The following is a 16,403-nucleotide window of genomic DNA, read 5'->3' as shown; positions in this document are numbered from 1 at the left end:
CATCCGGCGACCTCTGCGCCACGAAAGGGCTGACTGCCGTGTCCGGTCTCGACGTCCCACTGACCCCTCTGCGTTTCCTCGGCCGTGCCGCCGAGGTCCACCCGGACAAGACCGCGATCGTCGACGGGCCGCGATCGTGGGATTACGCGCAGTTCGCCCGCGACACGGTCCGGCTCGCCGACGCCCTGCGTCGCACCGGCGTCCGACCGGGGGATCGAGTGGCCTACCTCGCCTCCAACAGCGCAGAACTGCTCATCGCCCATTTCGCGGTCCCGCTGGTCGGTGCGGCGTTGGTGGCCATCAACACCCGGCTGTCACCCGAGGAGGTCGCCTACATCCTCCGGCACTCCTCGGTGAAGATCTTCATGGGCGAATCCGCGCTGCTCGCACCGATTCTCGCCGCCGGGGATGCCACCGCCGAGGTGGCGCAGGTGGTGGTACTGCCCGAGGCAGACGGCAGCGAACCAGCGCTCGACGAGGCGCACTTCGCCTCCGCACGGCGCTACGGCGACCTGCTGGCCACCGGCGACGCCGAGGCCCCCGCGCGCTGGGAGACCGAAGACGAGACCGCGACCATCACCATCAACTACACCTCGGGCACCACCGGACGACCCAAGGGCGTGATGTACACCCACCGCGGCGCCTATCTCAACGCTCTCGGCGAGGTTCACCACCAGGGCTTCGACGTCGACACCCAGTATCTGTGGTCACTGCCGATGTTCCACTGCAACGGCTGGTGCACCACCTGGGCGGTGACCGCGGCTGCGGGTACCCATCACTGTCTGCGTGCGGTCCGCGGGGAGGCGATGTGGGAACTCATCGACTCGGTGGGCATCGACCACATGTGCGGAGCCCCGACGGTGCTGTCGACACTGGTGACCGCCGAACAGGCGCATGTGCTCGACCATCCGCTCACGATCGTCACCGCCGGCGCGCCGCCGAGCCCGACCATCATCGGCAAGATCGCCGACCTGGGTGCCGAATTGGTGCATGTCTACGGTCTCACCGAGACCTACGGCCCGTATTCGATCTGCGAGCCGCAACCGGCCTGGGACCGACTCGGCGCGGAGGAACGCTCACGGCTGATGGCACGTCAGGGCGTCGGCTTCCTCACCGCCGAACCGCTGCGCGTGGTGCGCGCCGAGTCCGGACCCGACGGCCAACTCATCGACGTCACCCCCGACGGGATGGAGATGGGCGAGATCGTGATGCGCGGCAACAACGTGATGAAGGGCTACCTCGACGACCCCGAAGGCACCGAGAAGGCGTTCGCCGGCGGCTGGTTCCACTCCGGCGACCTCGGTGTGATGCACACCGATGGCTATGTCGCACTTCTCGACCGGGCCAAGGACGTGGTGATCTCCGGGGGCGAGAACATCTCCACCGTCGAGGTGGAGCAGGCCCTGTTCGCCCACCCCGAGGTGATCGACGTGGCGGTGATCGGGGTGCCGGACGAGAAGTGGGGTGAACGACCGAAGGCGTTCGTCGTGCTGGTGGAGGGTGCGACGGTCACCGAGGCCGATCTCATCGCCCACGTGAAAGCGAAGATCGCCGGGTACAAGGCGCCGCGCGACGTCGACTTCCTCGTGCAGTTGCCCAAGACCTCGACCGGCAAGGTCCGCAAACACGAACTGCGGGAGAAGGAATGGGGCGACGCGACCACGCGCATCCAGGGCTGACCGTTCTCGCGGCAGGGCAGCCGATCACCCGGTCCGCCCGGGTGTGTGGACCCAGCGGACTAGTCGGAGCCGTCTTCGAGTGCGGCGCGCTCCACCGAGAGCAGACTCTGCGATTCGTGTTCCGCGCGGAATGCCCTCTCGCCACCGCGCGCACCGAACAGGCGCTTGCTCCACACCAGATACACCACGGCGGCCACGTTGATGAAGAACACCAGAATCTTGGTCCAGGTGGCGTTCTCGGTGAGTTCGTAGATCTCGAACGGGAGGAACACACTGGTGGCGATCACGGCGAGGTATTCGCCCCAACGCTTCATCAGCCACAGACCCACCGACTCGGCCAGTGACAGCACGCCGAGTGCTATCAGTGCGATCCCCACCCACATGAGCACCGTCGGCGACAGCGAGAACGCCTTCTCGATCAGCCGCAGTATCCGCGAGTCGTCGATGTTCCAGCCCACCTGTCGAGCGAGATCGCGCCACTCCGGGAGATCGCCCTCGAACGATCGGTGCACGGCATCCTCGGTGTTACGGAATTTCAGCACCACATAGGCGGCGGCGACCATGACGACAGCACGCAAGAGTCGCTCGATGGCCAGCAACCGGAGGATCACCGCATCGCGCAACGACTTCCCACGCAGGACGTCGGGCGCCTCGTCGGCCGGGCCCGATCCCGCCGGATCGCCCGGGACGAAATCGCCGCAGCGCAGACATCGCCACGCCGTACCCGCCACCGTCACCACATGCAGTCGATCAGCGAGGTCCGCCTCATCGGGGCGGTAGGTTGCATGTCCGCGTAACGAACACGCCTGCAACGACCAGTCCACTCCCGCGAGATTAGGCCGCCGAAGCCCGCTTCACCGGCGCGACGGGTTCACCGGCGCGACGGGTTCACCGGCGCCACGGGTTCACCGGCGCTACGAGCGGCTCGGGTCGCCGACCCGGTCGTCTCGGGTGATCGTCACCGCGGCGATCACGATGCCGATCACCACACCGACGAAGGTGTCGAACACGCGGGTCAACGCCACACCGGAACTCAGGCCCGCACCCAGTGCGGTCATCAGCAGTGCCATCGGCGTCACCACCAGCGAGGTGATGCCGTAGTTACGCGGTGCCATGATCTCGGCGATCGTCTGGAAGATGACCACGAACACCACCGACCACCAGAAGCCGAGCGGGATCATCAGCAGTACTGCGGCGATCGCGGCACCGCCCACGTTGCCGAGCAGTCGCTGCACGCCGCGGCGGACGGAGTTGTGGTACTGCACGCCGACCAGTGCCGCCAGGGCGCCCATCGCGGCCCACATCGGGTGCTGCAGCCCCAGCGCCACCGCGACCCCTGCGGCCAGCGCCGATGCGACCACCACCCGTCCGGCCAGTTCGAGATGCCGGCGATCGGTGACGCGCACCAGCGATCGCGCGATCGAGTCGTATGCGACTCCCGCAGCGGGTTCGACGAGTGTCACGTCGCGACCGAACGCCCTCGCCACCTGCACCCAGATCCAGGGTGCGATGGCAGCGACGAATCCGACCGCCGTGCCGATCATGACCGACACCATCGCGGTGACCAGCCCACGCCAGTCGGCGACCGAGCCGAGCGCCGCGTTCGCCGCGAAGACCATCACCACTGCTCCGGGCCCCACCAGGTGCAGCGCGGCGACGACCAGTGCTCCCACGCCGCCGAGCAGCGCCATCACCACGATCTGGACTGCGATCGGGGCGTGCAGAACCGCGAGCAGTCCGCCGACGGCCACCGAGGTCCACAGCATCACCGCGACGAACACCAGCCGGGGCATCCGCACCCGATAGGGGTCGGGGCGACAGAACGCGGACACGATCGCGCCGAGCGAGGCGATTCCCGCCACCGAATACTGACCGGCCAGTCCGCCGATCACCAGCACCACGGCCACCGCCACACCCACGCGCAGGGCAGCTGCGGTGCTCGTGTCGGCAGCGTTCAGGCGCAGCGCATCGAGCCACGTCGACGGCCGGACAGCATGATGCAGGGCGTTGACGCGGTGCCGCGTGTGGAGGACGAGGTCGTCACGATCGATGGTGGGAGAACTACGCACATGAACAGTTTACAACTGCTTCACCAGTAAAACATATAGCGGTAGACTGCGATCATGAACACACTCGACGACCCGACGCCGCCGACCGCACACGGCGACGCAGGTCAGGTCGCCGCCGGTCAGGCCGCCGCCGAAGAGGCTTTTGTGGCCGGCAGCGGCGAACCCGGCACCGATGTGGTGGCCCGGATCCACGCCGAGTGGCAGCGCAGCCACCCCGATCTGGACACCACCCCCATCGCCATCCTCGGGCGTATCCAGCGGATCTCGTCGGTGGTCACCCATCGCCTCGACCGCAACCTCGACGAACACGGCATCTCGCGGTCGGAGTTCGAGGTCCTCGGCGCGCTGGTCCGCGCACAGCGACCGCTGCGCGCCAGCGACGTGGTGTCGACGACGATGCTCTCCGGCGCGTCCATCACCAAGCTCACCGAGGCGCTGGCCGCTCGAGGACTGATCGAACGCCGCCGTTCCGAACACGACGGACGGGTGGTCCTACTCGCCGCGACCGACGACGGCAGGGCGCTGATCGACCGGGTGCTCCCCCGCCGCCTCGCCGGCGACAACGACGTCCTGTCCGCGTTGACCGGTCCCGAACGCGACCAGCTCACCGCACTGCTGACCAAGATCACCCGCGACCTCGACGGCGCCGATCGCCTGCACTGAGTCCGCCCTCGCAGCAACTCTCGAGGGGCGTACCACCGGGCGCCGCGCACTTTTCGGGTAGTCGACTACGCATGTGACACCTCGGCACGGTCACGACCATGGATCGCGACCGCGGCATCTTCGCCACTGCCACACTCGAGGAGTCACCATGACCGCAACGACACCCCCGACCGCCTCGACACCGGTCGCGCAATCCGCGGCCACGTCGACTCCCGGCGCGACATCGACGTCCTGGGACCGGCTGACCGCGCTCGACTCCGCGACCGTGATCCGCGCACTGCTGTCGCTGGCCCTGTGCGGACTGCTCGTCTACGCATTCGTCGCGGCCTGGAACTCGCTGGCGACGCCGCCGGTGATCGACGCGCACGGCACGGTCATCGTCGACCAGTACCGGCGAGCGGTCGATCTCGCGCAGCTGATCCTGCCGTTCATCACCGTGCTGATGGGATTCTGGTTCGGCTCCGAGGGCAAGAAGCGCGTGGTGAAGCAGCGGGAATCCGCCGAGACCCGGCTGACCGCAGTCCTCGGCGCCTCCGACGACCCGCAGCTCTTGCGGCGCGCGGCCGCGTCGGCGCCGGAGGCTTTCAGCCAACGGTGACCGGCACCGTCCGCTCCACCCCGGGGCGTTACTCTGTTACGTGTGGAAGATACTGACGGTAATTCCATTACGGGTGCCGGCGACGGGCCTTCAGGGGACAGTGCCTCCTCAGGGGACAGTGCCTCCTCAGGGGACAGTGCCTCCTCGGGGGACAGTGCACTGACCCGATGGCTCGGCGCGCTACAGGCCCGCAGCAGCGACTTGGCCGCCAGCGAGGCCAAGGTCGTCCATCTGATCCTGACCGACCCGCTGTTCGTCGGCGCGGCCACCACCGCGCAGGTCGCCGCGCGCGCCGGGGTGTCGGCTCCGAGCGTGGTCCGCGCGGCACGCGCCATCGGGTTCACCGGGTTCACCGAGCTGAAGCTCGAGATCGCCCGTGCGCGCGGCACCACCGAGTTCTTCGCTCCCCCGACGGCACTCACCGCCGATGCGTCTGCGGCGACCATCGTGGAGGCGTCGATCCGTACCGGCACCGACGCGCTCACCGCGATCGCCGGCGCCATCGACCTCGGCGCTCTCGACGAGGCCGTCGACGCCGTACGCGGTGCCGGCCAGGTACTCAGCGTCGGGGCCGGCACCTCGTCGGCGATCGCCGCCGATGCCGCATTCCGACTACGTGTGTTGGGCGCCAGAGCATTCCACATCACCGACCACGAATCGGCGATGATCGCCGCGCGCCTGCTCGACAACGACGACGTGGTGGTCGCGGTCAGCGCGACCGGCCGCACCACCTCCACACTCGACGTCGCCGACGCCGCGTCCTCGGCGGGCGCGACACTGATAGCGATCACCGACCAGTACGACACCCCGCTGGCCACCCTCGCCGACATCGCCCTGGTGGTCGGCGGCTCCCCGCTGCCCACCCAGATGGCCGCCGCGGGGAGCCGATTGGCACACCTTGTCGTGATCGATTCTCTCGCAACGGCTCTGGCCCTACGCGATCCACAGCACGACACCCGCGCGGAACGGGCAGGTATCGACCTGCCCGACATCGGCTGATGCCGGCCGCCGCCATCGCGATCGTGCTGATCGCAGCAGCCGCACATGCGGTGTGGAACACCGTGTCCAAGTACAAGCGAGGCGACACGGTGGTGTTCGTCTGGGCCTATTCGGCTGCGTCGGCGCTGCTGTTCGTGCCGATCGGCATCGTGGTCATGGTGGTCGGAAACGACACCCTCAGTGGGCATCTGGCGATCGGCGCAGTCGTCTCGGCGGTGCTGCACGTGGCGTACTCGCTGTCACTACAAGCCGGCTACGACGCCTCCGAACTCGGTGTGGTCTACCCGGTGGCACGCGGCATCGGACCGGTGCTCACGATGGTGGCGGCCATCGTTCTACTCGGCGAACATCTCACCGCCGCGGCGGTCATCGGCGCCCTCGTGGTCGTCGCCGGGATCATGGTCGGCACCGGGAATCCGTTCGGCGGCAACAAGAATCAACCAGCCCGGGGAGTTGCCTGGGGGATGACCACCGGCATCGCCATCGCCTCGTACACCCTCTGGGACAGCTACTGCGTGACCACGCTGCATCTGTCGCCGTTCACCTACTACGCGGCCACCATGTTGCTCGAAGCGCTGATCCTCACACCCGGGGCCCTGCGGCGGCGCAGCGAGATCGCACCGGTGCTCCGCGACAACACCGCGCCGATCGCGACCATCGCGGTCCTCTCGCCGATCGCCTACATCCTGGTGCTGGTCGCCATGCAGCACGCACCGGTCGCGCTGGTCGCGCCACTGCGCGAATCGTCCATCGTCATCGGCTCTCTCCTCGCGTGGCGGCTGTTCGGCGAATCCCATCTGCCCCGGCGCATCGTCGGAGCCGCAGTCGTCCTCACCGGCATCGCGGCAATCAGCTTCTGACTCCACCGGAGTTGATCCCCTCCGCGAGGCCCGTCTCGTCGTCGGTGTCGGCAGGTCCGGCGAACTGACTGATGTAGAGCCGGTAGTAGGCGCCGTGCATGGCGAGCAGTTCGTCGTGTGTGCCCTGCTCCACGATGTCGCCGTGTTCCATCACCAGAATCGTGTCGGCATCTCGGACAGTCGACAGCCGGTGTGCGATCACGAAACTCGTCCGGTCGGTGCGCAGATTCGCCATCGCCTTCTGGATCAGCAACTCGGTGCGGGTGTCCACCGAACTGGTCGCCTCGTCGAGGATCAGCACCGTGGGCCGGGCGAGGAATGCGCGGGCGATCGTGATGAGCTGCTTCTCCCCGGCACTGACACCCCCACCCTCCTCGTCGATCACGGTGTCGTATCCATCAGGCAGCACCCGCACGAAATCGTCGACATGGCTGACCTGCGCGGCCTCGAGGATCTGCTCCGGGGTCGCTGTCGGGTCCCCGTAGGCGATGTTGTCGCGGATGGTGCCCCCGAACAGCCATGAATCCTGCAACACCATGCCGGTGCGTTCACGCAGATCCGACCGCGTCATCTGCGATGTGTCCACGCCATCGAGGGTGATGGTCCCGCTGTCGATCTCGTAGAACCGCATGATCAGGTTCACCAGCGTGGTCTTCCCCGCCCCGGTGGGTCCGACGATGGCCACCATGTTGCCCGGCTCGGCGACCAGCGACAGGTCGGTGATCAGCGGGCGTTTCGAGGTGTAACTGAAGGCCACATGGTCGAAGACGATCCGGCCGCTGTCGGTGTCGGGGGTGCGCGCCGGGTCGGCGTCGGGACTCTGTTCGTCGGCGTCGAGGATGTCGAAGATCCGCTCGGCCGAGGCCACACCGCTTTGCATCAGGTTGAACATCGACCCGATCTGGGTGAGCGGCTGGGTGAACTGCCGCGAGTACTGGATGAACGCCTGCACCGACCCCAGACTCAGCGATCCCGAGGCCACCTGCAGTCCGCCGACCATCGCCACCAGCACGTAGTTCACGTTGCCGAGGAACATGATCGTCGGCATCACGATGCCCGAGGTGAACTGGGCTCGCCAGCTCGCCGCGTAGAGCTTCTCGTTCTGATCGTCGAAGCGCGTCTCGACAGCGTGCTGGCGACTGAACGCCTTCACCAGTTCGTGCCCGGTGTAGGCCTCTTCCACCTGGGCGTTGAGCGATCCGGTCGCCGCCCACTGCGCCATGAAATGGGGGCGCGACCGCTTGGCCACCAGTGCCGTGGCGATCACCGCGAGCGGGATCGTCGCCAGCGCGACCAGCGACAGCAGCGGCGAGATCGTCAGCATCATCACCAGGATCGCGATCACGGTGAACACCGAGTTCACCAGCTGGGAGATGGTCTGCTGCATGCTCTGCGACAGATTGTCGAGGTCGTTGGTGACGCGGCTGAGCAGCTCACCGCGTTCGGTGCGGTTGAAGTAGCTCAGCGGCAGGCGATGGATCTTGTCCTCCACCTGGGTACGCAACGTGCGGACGGTCGCCTGGGTGACCCGGTTGAGCACCAGACCCACGAACCAGCTGAGCAACGCCGACGCGGCATAGAGCACCACCACGAGCAGCAGGGTCATACCGATAGCATGGAAGTCGATACCGCGCCCGGGGGTCACGTTCATCGACGACACCATGTCGGCGAAGGTGCCGTGGCCCTGCTCACGCAGCGCGTCGACCGCCTGCTGTTTGGTCTGGCCGGCGGGCAGTTGCGATCCCACGACCCCCTCGAAGATCAGGTTCGTGGCATGGCCGAGAACCCTGGGGCCGAATGCGGTCAGCACCACCGAGGCGAGTGCGAAGACGAACACCGCGACGATCGCCAGCCGGTGCTCGCCGAGCAGGGTCACGATCCGCTTGACCGACGGACCGAAGTTGCGCGCCCGTTCACCCGGCGCCCGGCCGGCCGAACCGCCGCGCCCCGCCGCGGCCGCCGGCCCGCCGCCGCGACTCACCGTGCCCCCTCGGCCGCCGACAACTGCGACTGCGCGATCTCGATGTAGGTCTCGCAGGAGTCCATCAGCTCGTCATGCGTGCCCAGCCCCACCACCTCGCCCCGGTCGAGCACCACGATCTGCTCGGCGTCACGGATGGTGGAGATGCGCTGGGCCACGATCACCACACAGGCGTCAGCGGTCACCGGTTCCAGTGCGGCCCGCAGCCGGGCGTCGGTTTCCAGGTCGAGTGCGGAGAACGAGTCGTCGAACAGATAGATCGACGGGCGGCGGATCACCGCACGGGCGATCGCCAGGCGCTGCCGCTGACCACCCGAGACCGTGGTGCCGCCCTGTCCGATCGGGGTCGCCAGGCCGTCGGGCATCTCGGCGACGAAGTCGGCAGCCTGCGCGATCCGCAACGCCTCCCACATCTGTTCCTCGGTCGCGTCGTCCTTGCCGAAACGCAGATTCGACTCGACGGTCCCGGCGAACAGGTACGGCTTCTGCGGAACGAGACCGATCTGCGACCGCAGCGTGTCGAAGTCCAGATCGCGCACATCCGTACCGCCCACGGTCACCGAACCGTCGGTCACGTCGATCAGCCGCGGGATCACCGACAGCAGCGTGGTCTTGCCCGATCCGGTCGATCCGACGATCGCGGTGGTGGTGCCCGGACGTGCGGTGAAAGCGACTCCCGAGAGCACGCAACGGTCGGCGCCCGGGTAGCGGAACTCGACGTCACGCAGCTCGACGTGGCCGGGCGTGGTGGTGAACGGCTTGGGCGTGGCGGGCGGGACCACCGAGGTGTGCGTGTCGAACACCTCGCAGATCCGCTCGGCGCACACGCTGGCCCGCGGCGCCATCATCGCCAGGAACGAGGCCATCATCACCGACATCATGATCTGCATGACGTAGGCGATCATCGCCGTGAGCGCGCCGATCTGGGTCTTGCCGTCGGCGATCAGGTGTCCGCCGAACCAGATGATCGCCACGATCGCCAGATTCGACAGGCCCAGCACCAGCGGGAACATCACCGCCATGTAGCGGCCGACACGCAGCGAGGCGTCGGTCAGCTCGTCGTTGGCACGGCCGAACCGGGCTCGTTCGAAGTCCTCACGGACGAAGGCACGCACCACCCGGATGCCGGTGATCTGTTCACGCAGGATGCGGTTGACCGTGTCGATGCGCTTCTGCATCGCGCGAAACCCCGGGATCATCCGGCTGATCAGCACCGCCATTCCCCCGGCGAGCAGCGGGACCGCGATCGCCAGCACCCAGGCGAGCTGACCACCCACGCGGATACCCATCACGATGCCGCCGACACACATGATCGGTGCCATCACCAGGATCGTCGTGGCCATCACCGCGAGCATCTGGATCTGCTGGACGTCGTTGGTGGTGCGGGTGATCAGCGAGGGGGCACCGAAGTAACCGACCTCGCGCGCGGAGAACTCGTCGACGCGGCGCAGCAGGTCGCGGCGGATGTCGCGGCCGGCACCCATCGCCGCCCGTGCACCGAAGAACAGCGCGATGATCGTCGCGATCACCTGCAGCACCGACACGACGAGCATCCACACGCCCGTGCCGACGATGTAGCCGGTGTCGCCGCGGGCCACCCCGTTGTCGATGATGTCGGCGTTCAGCGATGGCAGGTAGAGCATCGCGATGGTGGCGCCCACCTGCAGGATCACGACCGCGGCCAGCTCTAGCCGGTAGGCACCGAGGTAGGTGCGCAACAGCCGGATCAGCATGGCGTCCCGCTCATCGCGGCCATTGACCGATTCACTTCCGCACCTCGCGCACCTGTCGACGGTAGCAACGCCAGAGGGGGCTGCGCCCGTCAGTATTGTCACCCCAGTGGAATACTTCTCGCGCGACCACGAGGGCGGACGACTCACCCTCGCCGCCCGGTGTACCGAGGGCCGGCGCGAACGCCCAGCGGTGATGGTGCACGGGATGGGTAACGACCACCACACCTGGCGTCGACTGAGCCGCCGACTCGCCTCGACCGGACGTCCGGTGATCGCCGTCGATCTGCGCGGCCACGGGCACAGCGGACATTCGGATCACTACCCGCTCAACGGATTCCGCGATGACCTGGCGTTTGTGGTCGACCAGTTGGGCCTCGACGACTTCGACCTGATCGGCCATTCCCTCGGCGCACACACCGCTCTGCGTTATGCGATGGAGTATCCGGATCGACTGAATTCGATTGTCCTCGAAGAGGTCCCACCGATGCCCCGCGATCAGTCCGACCTCGACGAGAAGATCGCGCCGTCACAGTCCTTCGGCGCGGCCGCGCGCGGATTGCTGGCCATCGCCGCCAACCCCGGACCGTTGCTGCGCTACGACCGTGCGGTCGGTCCCGAGGTCGGCGAACAGTTCGAGGTGGCCGATCCGGCCTGGTGGGAAACGCTCGAAGCGGTCAACCGCCCCACACTGGTCATTTCCGGCGGATCGGCGAGTTTCCTTCCGCCGCACCATCTGCGCACGCTCACCGACCATCTGCGCAACGGCGCCTTCGTCGAGATCGCCGCAGGTCACAGCGTGCATCGCGACCAGCCACGAGCGTTCGGCGACACCGTGGCGGCTTTCCTGTCAGCCCACCGGCAACACCGGTCATCGCGAGGCATCCGGCGCTCTCCGGCAACCGAGTCCGGACAAGACGCCCATCTCGACACATGATCACCGCGGACACACGCATAATCGGATGACGGGGGATCGAGTGCACGGGCAAGTCGACGAGAAAGACGGGCGATGGACACAACACCGGCGACCACACAACCGGGCGATCCGACACCGGATGCCATCACGACCGAAGACGGTCAGTGGTGCTACCTCATGGACATGGACGGCGTTCTCGTATACGAGGATTCGATCGTTCCGGGTGCCGACGAGTTCATCGAGGAATTGAAGTCGAACAACACGCCGTTCGCAGTCATCACCAACAACTCGATCCGCACGCCGCGCGATCTGCGTGCGCGGATGCTGGCCATCGGCCTCGACATCCCCGAGGAGTCGATCTGGACCTCGGGTCTGGCGACCGCGACCTTCCTCTCCGATCAGCGCCCCGGCGGAACCGCCTACACCGTCGGCGAATCCGGGCTCACCTCGGCGCTGCACGAGGCCGGATACATCCTCACCGAGAGCGATCCCGACTACGTCGTGGTCGGCGAGACCCGGATGTACTCCTTCGAGGCGATCACCAAGGCCATCCAGCTGATCGCCAAGGGATCGCGATTCATCGCGACCAACCCCGATGCGAGCGGCCCCTCCCCGAACGGGCCGCTGCCGGCCACCGGATCGGTCTGTGCGCTCATCTCCAACGCCACCGAGAAGGATCCGTACTTCGTAGGCAAACCGAATCCACTGATGATGCGCACGGCATTACGCAAGATCGGCGCGCATTCGGGGCATACGGTCATGATCGGTGACCGGATGGACACCGACATCATCGGCGGCCTCGAATCGGGGATGAAGACGGTGCTCGTACTCACGGGCATCTCGACCAAGGAATCGATCGAGACCTACCCGTACCGGCCGACGACCGTCATGAACTCGATCGCCGGCCTCGTCGGCCGCACCCAGCATCCCTTCGACGACTGACACGTAATTCGACTGCGTGCAGGTACTCAGGCAACTGCAGCCATACAGGCAACTGCACTCAGACAACTGAACACAATTCGGGCCCGCCTGGCAGGCGGGCCCGAATTGTTTGGTACGCGCCGTTCGGACACGGACTCGAATCCTCTTTCATGTCAGTGTCTTTTGTGTCGGAGATGTCCAATTACACAGTCGGATATTACAATTCGATCGCGACATAGCCAATGGTTGCCGTTGCAAATACTTTTCATATGGGTCACGATTCGTGATGGGTACGGGGGTCCCGGGTTCATGCCAGCGAGATTTCTGTCGATACAACGGAGTTGTCCCATATGCGCCTGTTCAGATCCGCATCCACTGCGGCCACCGTGATCTCGATGGCTGCAGCCGGTCTCATCGCAGCGACAGGCACCGCGCAGGCATCACCGTGCGGCAACGGCGGCACCGGATCGAGCCTTCTCTCGGCCATCGGCGTGGGCTCGACGGGATCGAGCGGATCAGCAGGCTCCAACAGCGGATCCACCATGCGACCCATCGGAACCCAGGGGCCGCTGCCCAGGTTCAGCGGCGCCAACACCAACACCGTCTCGTGGGTGACCGGCCCACTGAGCCCCAATTCGACGTTCAACCGCTTCGGTATTTCGGGAACCGACCTGGGCATCGCCTGGGACAACGGACGCGGACAGACGCTCATGGCCTTCGGCGACACCTACGGTTTCTGCGGCGCCGGCGATCAGCAATGGCGCCACAACGTGCTGCTTCGTTCCAATGACACCTCGCCTGCCAACGGCATCACCATCGGTAATGGCGTACCGGGATCGATCACCTCGGGTGCGTCGATCTCGGGGTTCGCACCGAACTACGCACAGAACATGATCCCCTCGCTCGGGCTGAACTCGGTGGAGATCACCACCATCCCGACCGCGGCCATCGCGCTGGGACCCAACCAGTTCATCAACTACATGTCGGTGCGCACGTGGGGTGTCGGACCCGGCCGCTGGCAGACCAACTTCTCTGGTATCGCCGTCTCGGGAGACAACGGCCAGACCTGGCATGCCGATCCGAAGTCGATCCGCCTCAACGCGGGCGGTAACGGCAAGTTCCAGCAGAACGCCTACGCCCAGGGCACCGACGGCTGGGTGTATCAGTACGGCACGCCGAACGGCCGTTACGGCGGCGTGTTCCTCGCACGGTTCCAGCCGGCCGACATCCTCGACGCGACCAAGTACCAGTACTGGACCGGCGACCCCAAGAAGCCGTGGACGAACAAGGTCGACGAGGTGAGCGACCGGGGCATGATCGTCCTTCCGCCGATCGGTGAGCTGTCGGTCGCCTGGAACTCCTACCTGGGGCGCTACATCATGCTGCACGGTGTGGGCGACGGGAACACCATCGTGATGAACACCGCGAAGAACCCGTGGGGTCCCTGGAGCCCGCCGCGCACACTGGTGCCGCCCAACGCGATCGTCGGGATCTACGCACCGTTCATCTATCCGAACGCGAGCGGCCCGAACCTGTACTTCACCGCCTCGAGTTGGGGCGACTACAACGTGATGCTGCTGCACACGAATCTGGCACGAATCCCCGTTTCGTGACCCCGGAGTGGCGATGATGTGGTCTCATTAGTCACATCCGTCACACCAGTCACATACTTCGGGGGTTCTCCGTGAAGGTGTCACGCACGGCAACACATGTCTGTCCTCGGCTGTTCGGACCGGTTCTGGCGGCGACACTGGTCGTCACCGCCTACACCACCGCCACTGTGCTCGCCGGTCCGGCCACGGCGTCACCCTGCGGGCGCAACGACCCGTTCGGTTCGAGCGGCCTGGGATCACTGTTCGGCAGCTCAGGCTCCAGCGGCAGCTCAGGCTCCAGCGGCAGCTCAGGCTCCAGCGGTAGCTCGGGCTCGAGCGGGTCCAGTGGGTCCTCACCCGCCACCGGACCGCAGGGTCCGTTGCCGGGGTTCAACGCGAACGGCACCCACACCATCGCGTGGGTGACCGGTCCCCAGAGCCCCAACGCCACGTTCAGCCGGTTCGGTATCTCCGGTACCGATCTGGGCATCAGCTGGCTCAACTCCTCCGGCCAGACGCTGATGGCGTTCGGCGACACCTTCGGCAATTGCAGTGTGAGCGGCCAGGAGTGGCGACACAACGTCCTGCTGCGCAGCAATGACACCAACCTCGCCGATGGCATCTCTGTCCCCGACGGTGTCGAGGGCGACACGACGTCAGGCACCGTCATCGCCGGGCGCCCGAACTTCGCTCAGCAGTTGATCCCGTCGCTGGGCATCGCCCAGGTCGAGGTCACCGACATCCCCACCGCGGCGATCTCGATCGGCGACACCCAGTACATCAACTACATGTCGGTGCGGTCCTGGGGATCGGCCGGCAACTGGGTCACCAATTTCTCGGGCATCGCGACATCACACGACAACGGTCAGACGTGGGATGCCACCAATCTCAACACGATCCGGGTCAACGCGGGGATCACCATCCCCACGCCCACCGGACTGCCGTCTGTGCACTACAACGACGGCAAGTTCCAGCAGAGCGCCTACGTGGAAGATCCGGCCGACGGGTACATCTACCAGTTCGGTACCCCCAACGGACGTTTCGGCGCCGCCTACCTCGCGCGATTCCGGCCCGGGGACATCATGGACTTCACCAAATACCAGTACTGGACCGGCAAGGTGTGGTCCGACACCATCGACGCGATCCCCGACGACGGGTCGGCGCGCGTGATCAACCAACCGGTGACCGAACTGTCGGTGGCCTACAGCCGCAAGCTCGGCAAGTTCGTCATGCTCGACGGCGACAACGGGATCCGGCTGCGCACCGCGACCACCCCCACCGGACCGTGGAGTGCGCCGGTCTATCTCGTGCCGCCGGGCGCGATCGTGTTGTACGGCCCGATGATGCAGCCGACCTCGCCGGCACTACTCGGCACCGGAAACGAGCTGTACTTCAACGCGTCTCGGTGGTCGGACTACAACGTGATGTTGCTCGGCAGCGATCTGTCGAAGCTGCATCTGACATAGCCAGAGAACACATCACTTTCGGTGATCACCCGACTCGGAGGTGTCGATACCGCCGGTCACATCAGGTACCCCGGCGATCGCTTCGGCCGCGCCGACGACCACCTCACTCGTGTCGGGAACCGATTCGTCAGCCGGTTCTGCCTCAGCTGCAGATGCGGCGGCGAATCGCTGCTCGTCGAAGCTCTGCGTCTTCAGCGCGACCTCGTGGATGAACAGGATGGCCACCAGGCTGATCGCGGCCATCACCCCGGCGATGAAGAAGATGCGGGCGATCCCGTCGCCGTAGGCACTGCGGACGATCTCGGCGATCGGCCCCGGCAGATCCTTGAGGTTGGACAATCCGGCACCCGAGCCGCCGCTCTGCGCCGGATCGACCCCGGCAGCGCTCAGTCCCTTGGAGATCAGGTCGGTGACGTGGCTGGCCAGCACCGCGCCAAGCACCGACACACCGGCCGCACCGCCGAGGGAGCGGAAGAACGTGACCGTCGACGTCGCGGCACCGAGGTCATCGGGGGCGACGTTGTTCTGGGCGGCCATCACCAGGTTCTGCATGGTCATACCCATGCCCAGACCCAGGATGAACAGGAACACCCCGATGATCACCATGTCGGTGTGCGCGTCGATGGTCGACAGCAGGAAGAATCCGACGGTCATCAGCACGCCACCGGCGACCAGGAAGCCCTTCCACCGGCCGAACCGGGTGATGAGCGCACCCGACACGGTGGCGGCGAGCATCGAGCCGATGATCATCGGCAGCGTCAGCAGACCGGCCGCCGTCGGGGAGTACCCGCGGGCGATCTGGAAGTACTGACCGAGGAACACCGGGTGGATTCAATCGGTCGTCGCAACACCTCGATGACGGAGGTGTGCGATGGGACGCAGCAACAAGCAGACACGCCAGGCGCCGGTGGGTGCCCGCCGGCAGTGGG

14 protein-coding genes and 1 pseudogene are annotated in these 16,403 nt (G+C 66.4%); 9 read left to right on the top strand and 6 right to left on the bottom strand.

The features are described from left to right. Positions 1–38: 38 nt before the first annotated feature. Entirely contained in the window at positions 39–1,679 is a 1,641-nt protein-coding gene (locus IEW22_RS11805; protein WP_188586872.1) for an AMP-binding protein, read from the top strand. Positions 1,680–1,738: 59 nt separating this feature from the next. On the opposite strand, the gene IEW22_RS11800 is transcribed toward IEW22_RS11805, so the two are convergent. Both IEW22_RS11800 and IEW22_RS11795 read right to left on the bottom strand, forming a co-directional pair. After that, on the bottom strand, positions 1,739–2,503 hold the full coding sequence (locus IEW22_RS11800) for a DUF2127 domain-containing protein (RefSeq protein ID WP_188586806.1): 765 nt from the start codon (positions 2,501–2,503) through the stop codon (positions 1,739–1,741). A 90-nt stretch (positions 2,504–2,593) separates the two neighbouring features. Further along, entirely contained in the window at positions 2,594–3,748 is a 1,155-nt protein-coding gene (locus IEW22_RS11795) for an FUSC family protein (protein ID WP_229742529.1), read from the bottom strand. A 54-nt stretch (positions 3,749–3,802) separates the two neighbouring features. Here IEW22_RS11795 and IEW22_RS11790 point away from each other — a divergent pair, with 54 nt between their 5' ends. From IEW22_RS11790 to IEW22_RS11775, 4 genes are all read left to right on the top strand, one after another. Then, positions 3,803–4,411 (top strand): MarR family winged helix-turn-helix transcriptional regulator, encoded by a 609-nt coding sequence (locus tag IEW22_RS11790; RefSeq protein ID WP_188586805.1) that lies wholly within the window; start codon positions 3,803–3,805, stop codon positions 4,409–4,411. A gap of 148 nt (positions 4,412–4,559) precedes the next feature. Further along, positions 4,560–5,009 (top strand): hypothetical protein, encoded by a 450-nt coding sequence (locus IEW22_RS11785; RefSeq protein ID WP_188586804.1) that lies wholly within the window; start codon positions 4,560–4,562, stop codon positions 5,007–5,009. Positions 5,010–5,051: 42 nt separating this feature from the next. Beyond that, the gene (locus IEW22_RS11780) at positions 5,052–6,008 is read left to right on the top strand and encodes a MurR/RpiR family transcriptional regulator (protein WP_229742527.1); all 957 of its coding nucleotides are present in this window, start codon (positions 5,052–5,054) and stop codon (positions 6,006–6,008) included. Next, positions 6,008–6,868 (top strand): DMT family transporter, encoded by an 861-nt coding sequence (locus IEW22_RS11775; protein WP_188586803.1) that lies wholly within the window; start codon positions 6,008–6,010, stop codon positions 6,866–6,868. The genes IEW22_RS11780 and IEW22_RS11775 overlap by 1 nt, the downstream gene beginning before the upstream one ends. On the opposite strand, the gene IEW22_RS11770 is transcribed toward IEW22_RS11775, so the two are convergent. Together IEW22_RS11770 and IEW22_RS11765 are read right to left on the bottom strand one after the other, a co-directional pair. Next, positions 6,858–8,849, bottom strand: a complete 1,992-nt coding sequence (locus tag IEW22_RS11770) for an ABC transporter ATP-binding protein (RefSeq protein WP_188586802.1) — start codon at positions 8,847–8,849, stop codon at positions 6,858–6,860. The genes IEW22_RS11775 and IEW22_RS11770 overlap by 11 nt on opposite strands. Beyond that, on the bottom strand, positions 8,846–10,582 hold the full coding sequence (locus IEW22_RS11765) for an ABC transporter ATP-binding protein (protein ID WP_188586801.1): 1,737 nt from the start codon (positions 10,580–10,582) through the stop codon (positions 8,846–8,848). The genes IEW22_RS11770 and IEW22_RS11765 overlap by 4 nt, the downstream gene beginning before the upstream one ends. A 106-nt stretch (positions 10,583–10,688) precedes the next feature. On the opposite strand from IEW22_RS11765, the gene IEW22_RS11760 reads away from it, so the two are divergent. Together IEW22_RS11760 and IEW22_RS11755 are read left to right on the top strand one after the other, a co-directional pair. After that, a complete protein-coding gene (locus IEW22_RS11760; protein ID WP_229742526.1) occupies positions 10,689–11,516 on the top strand; it encodes an alpha/beta fold hydrolase in 828 nt (275 codons plus the stop codon). A 156-nt stretch (positions 11,517–11,672) separates the two neighbouring features. Then, positions 11,673–12,437, top strand: coding sequence for an HAD-IIA family hydrolase (locus tag IEW22_RS11755; RefSeq protein ID WP_229742546.1), 765 nt, complete (start codon positions 11,673–11,675; stop codon positions 12,435–12,437). Positions 12,438–12,723: 286 nt separating this feature from the next. Here IEW22_RS11755 and IEW22_RS20105 read toward each other — a convergent pair whose 3' ends face one another. After that, on the bottom strand, positions 12,724–12,960 hold the full coding sequence (locus IEW22_RS20105; RefSeq protein ID WP_229742524.1) for a hypothetical protein: 237 nt from the start codon (positions 12,958–12,960) through the stop codon (positions 12,724–12,726). Here IEW22_RS20105 and IEW22_RS11750 point away from each other — a divergent pair. Continuing rightward, positions 12,959–14,029, top strand: coding sequence for a DUF4185 domain-containing protein (locus tag IEW22_RS11750; RefSeq protein ID WP_229742522.1), 1,071 nt, complete (start codon positions 12,959–12,961; stop codon positions 14,027–14,029). The genes IEW22_RS20105 and IEW22_RS11750 overlap by 2 nt on opposite strands. A gap of 77 nt (positions 14,030–14,106) precedes the next feature. Further along, entirely contained in the window at positions 14,107–15,474 is a 1,368-nt protein-coding gene (locus IEW22_RS11745; protein ID WP_373284179.1) for a DUF4185 domain-containing protein, read from the top strand. A gap of 12 nt (positions 15,475–15,486) precedes the next feature. Here IEW22_RS11745 and IEW22_RS11740 read toward each other — a convergent pair. Next, positions 15,487–16,296: pseudogene (locus IEW22_RS11740) on the bottom strand (MFS transporter); the annotation flags it as partial. Between the last annotated feature and the right edge of the window lie 107 nt (positions 16,297–16,403).

The sequence above is a fragment of the Gordonia jinhuaensis genome, from assembly GCF_014639795.1.
GTDB lineage: Bacteria > Actinomycetota > Actinomycetes > Mycobacteriales > Mycobacteriaceae > Gordonia_B > Gordonia_B jinhuaensis.
This window is presented reverse-complemented; position numbering and strand designations above follow the sequence as displayed.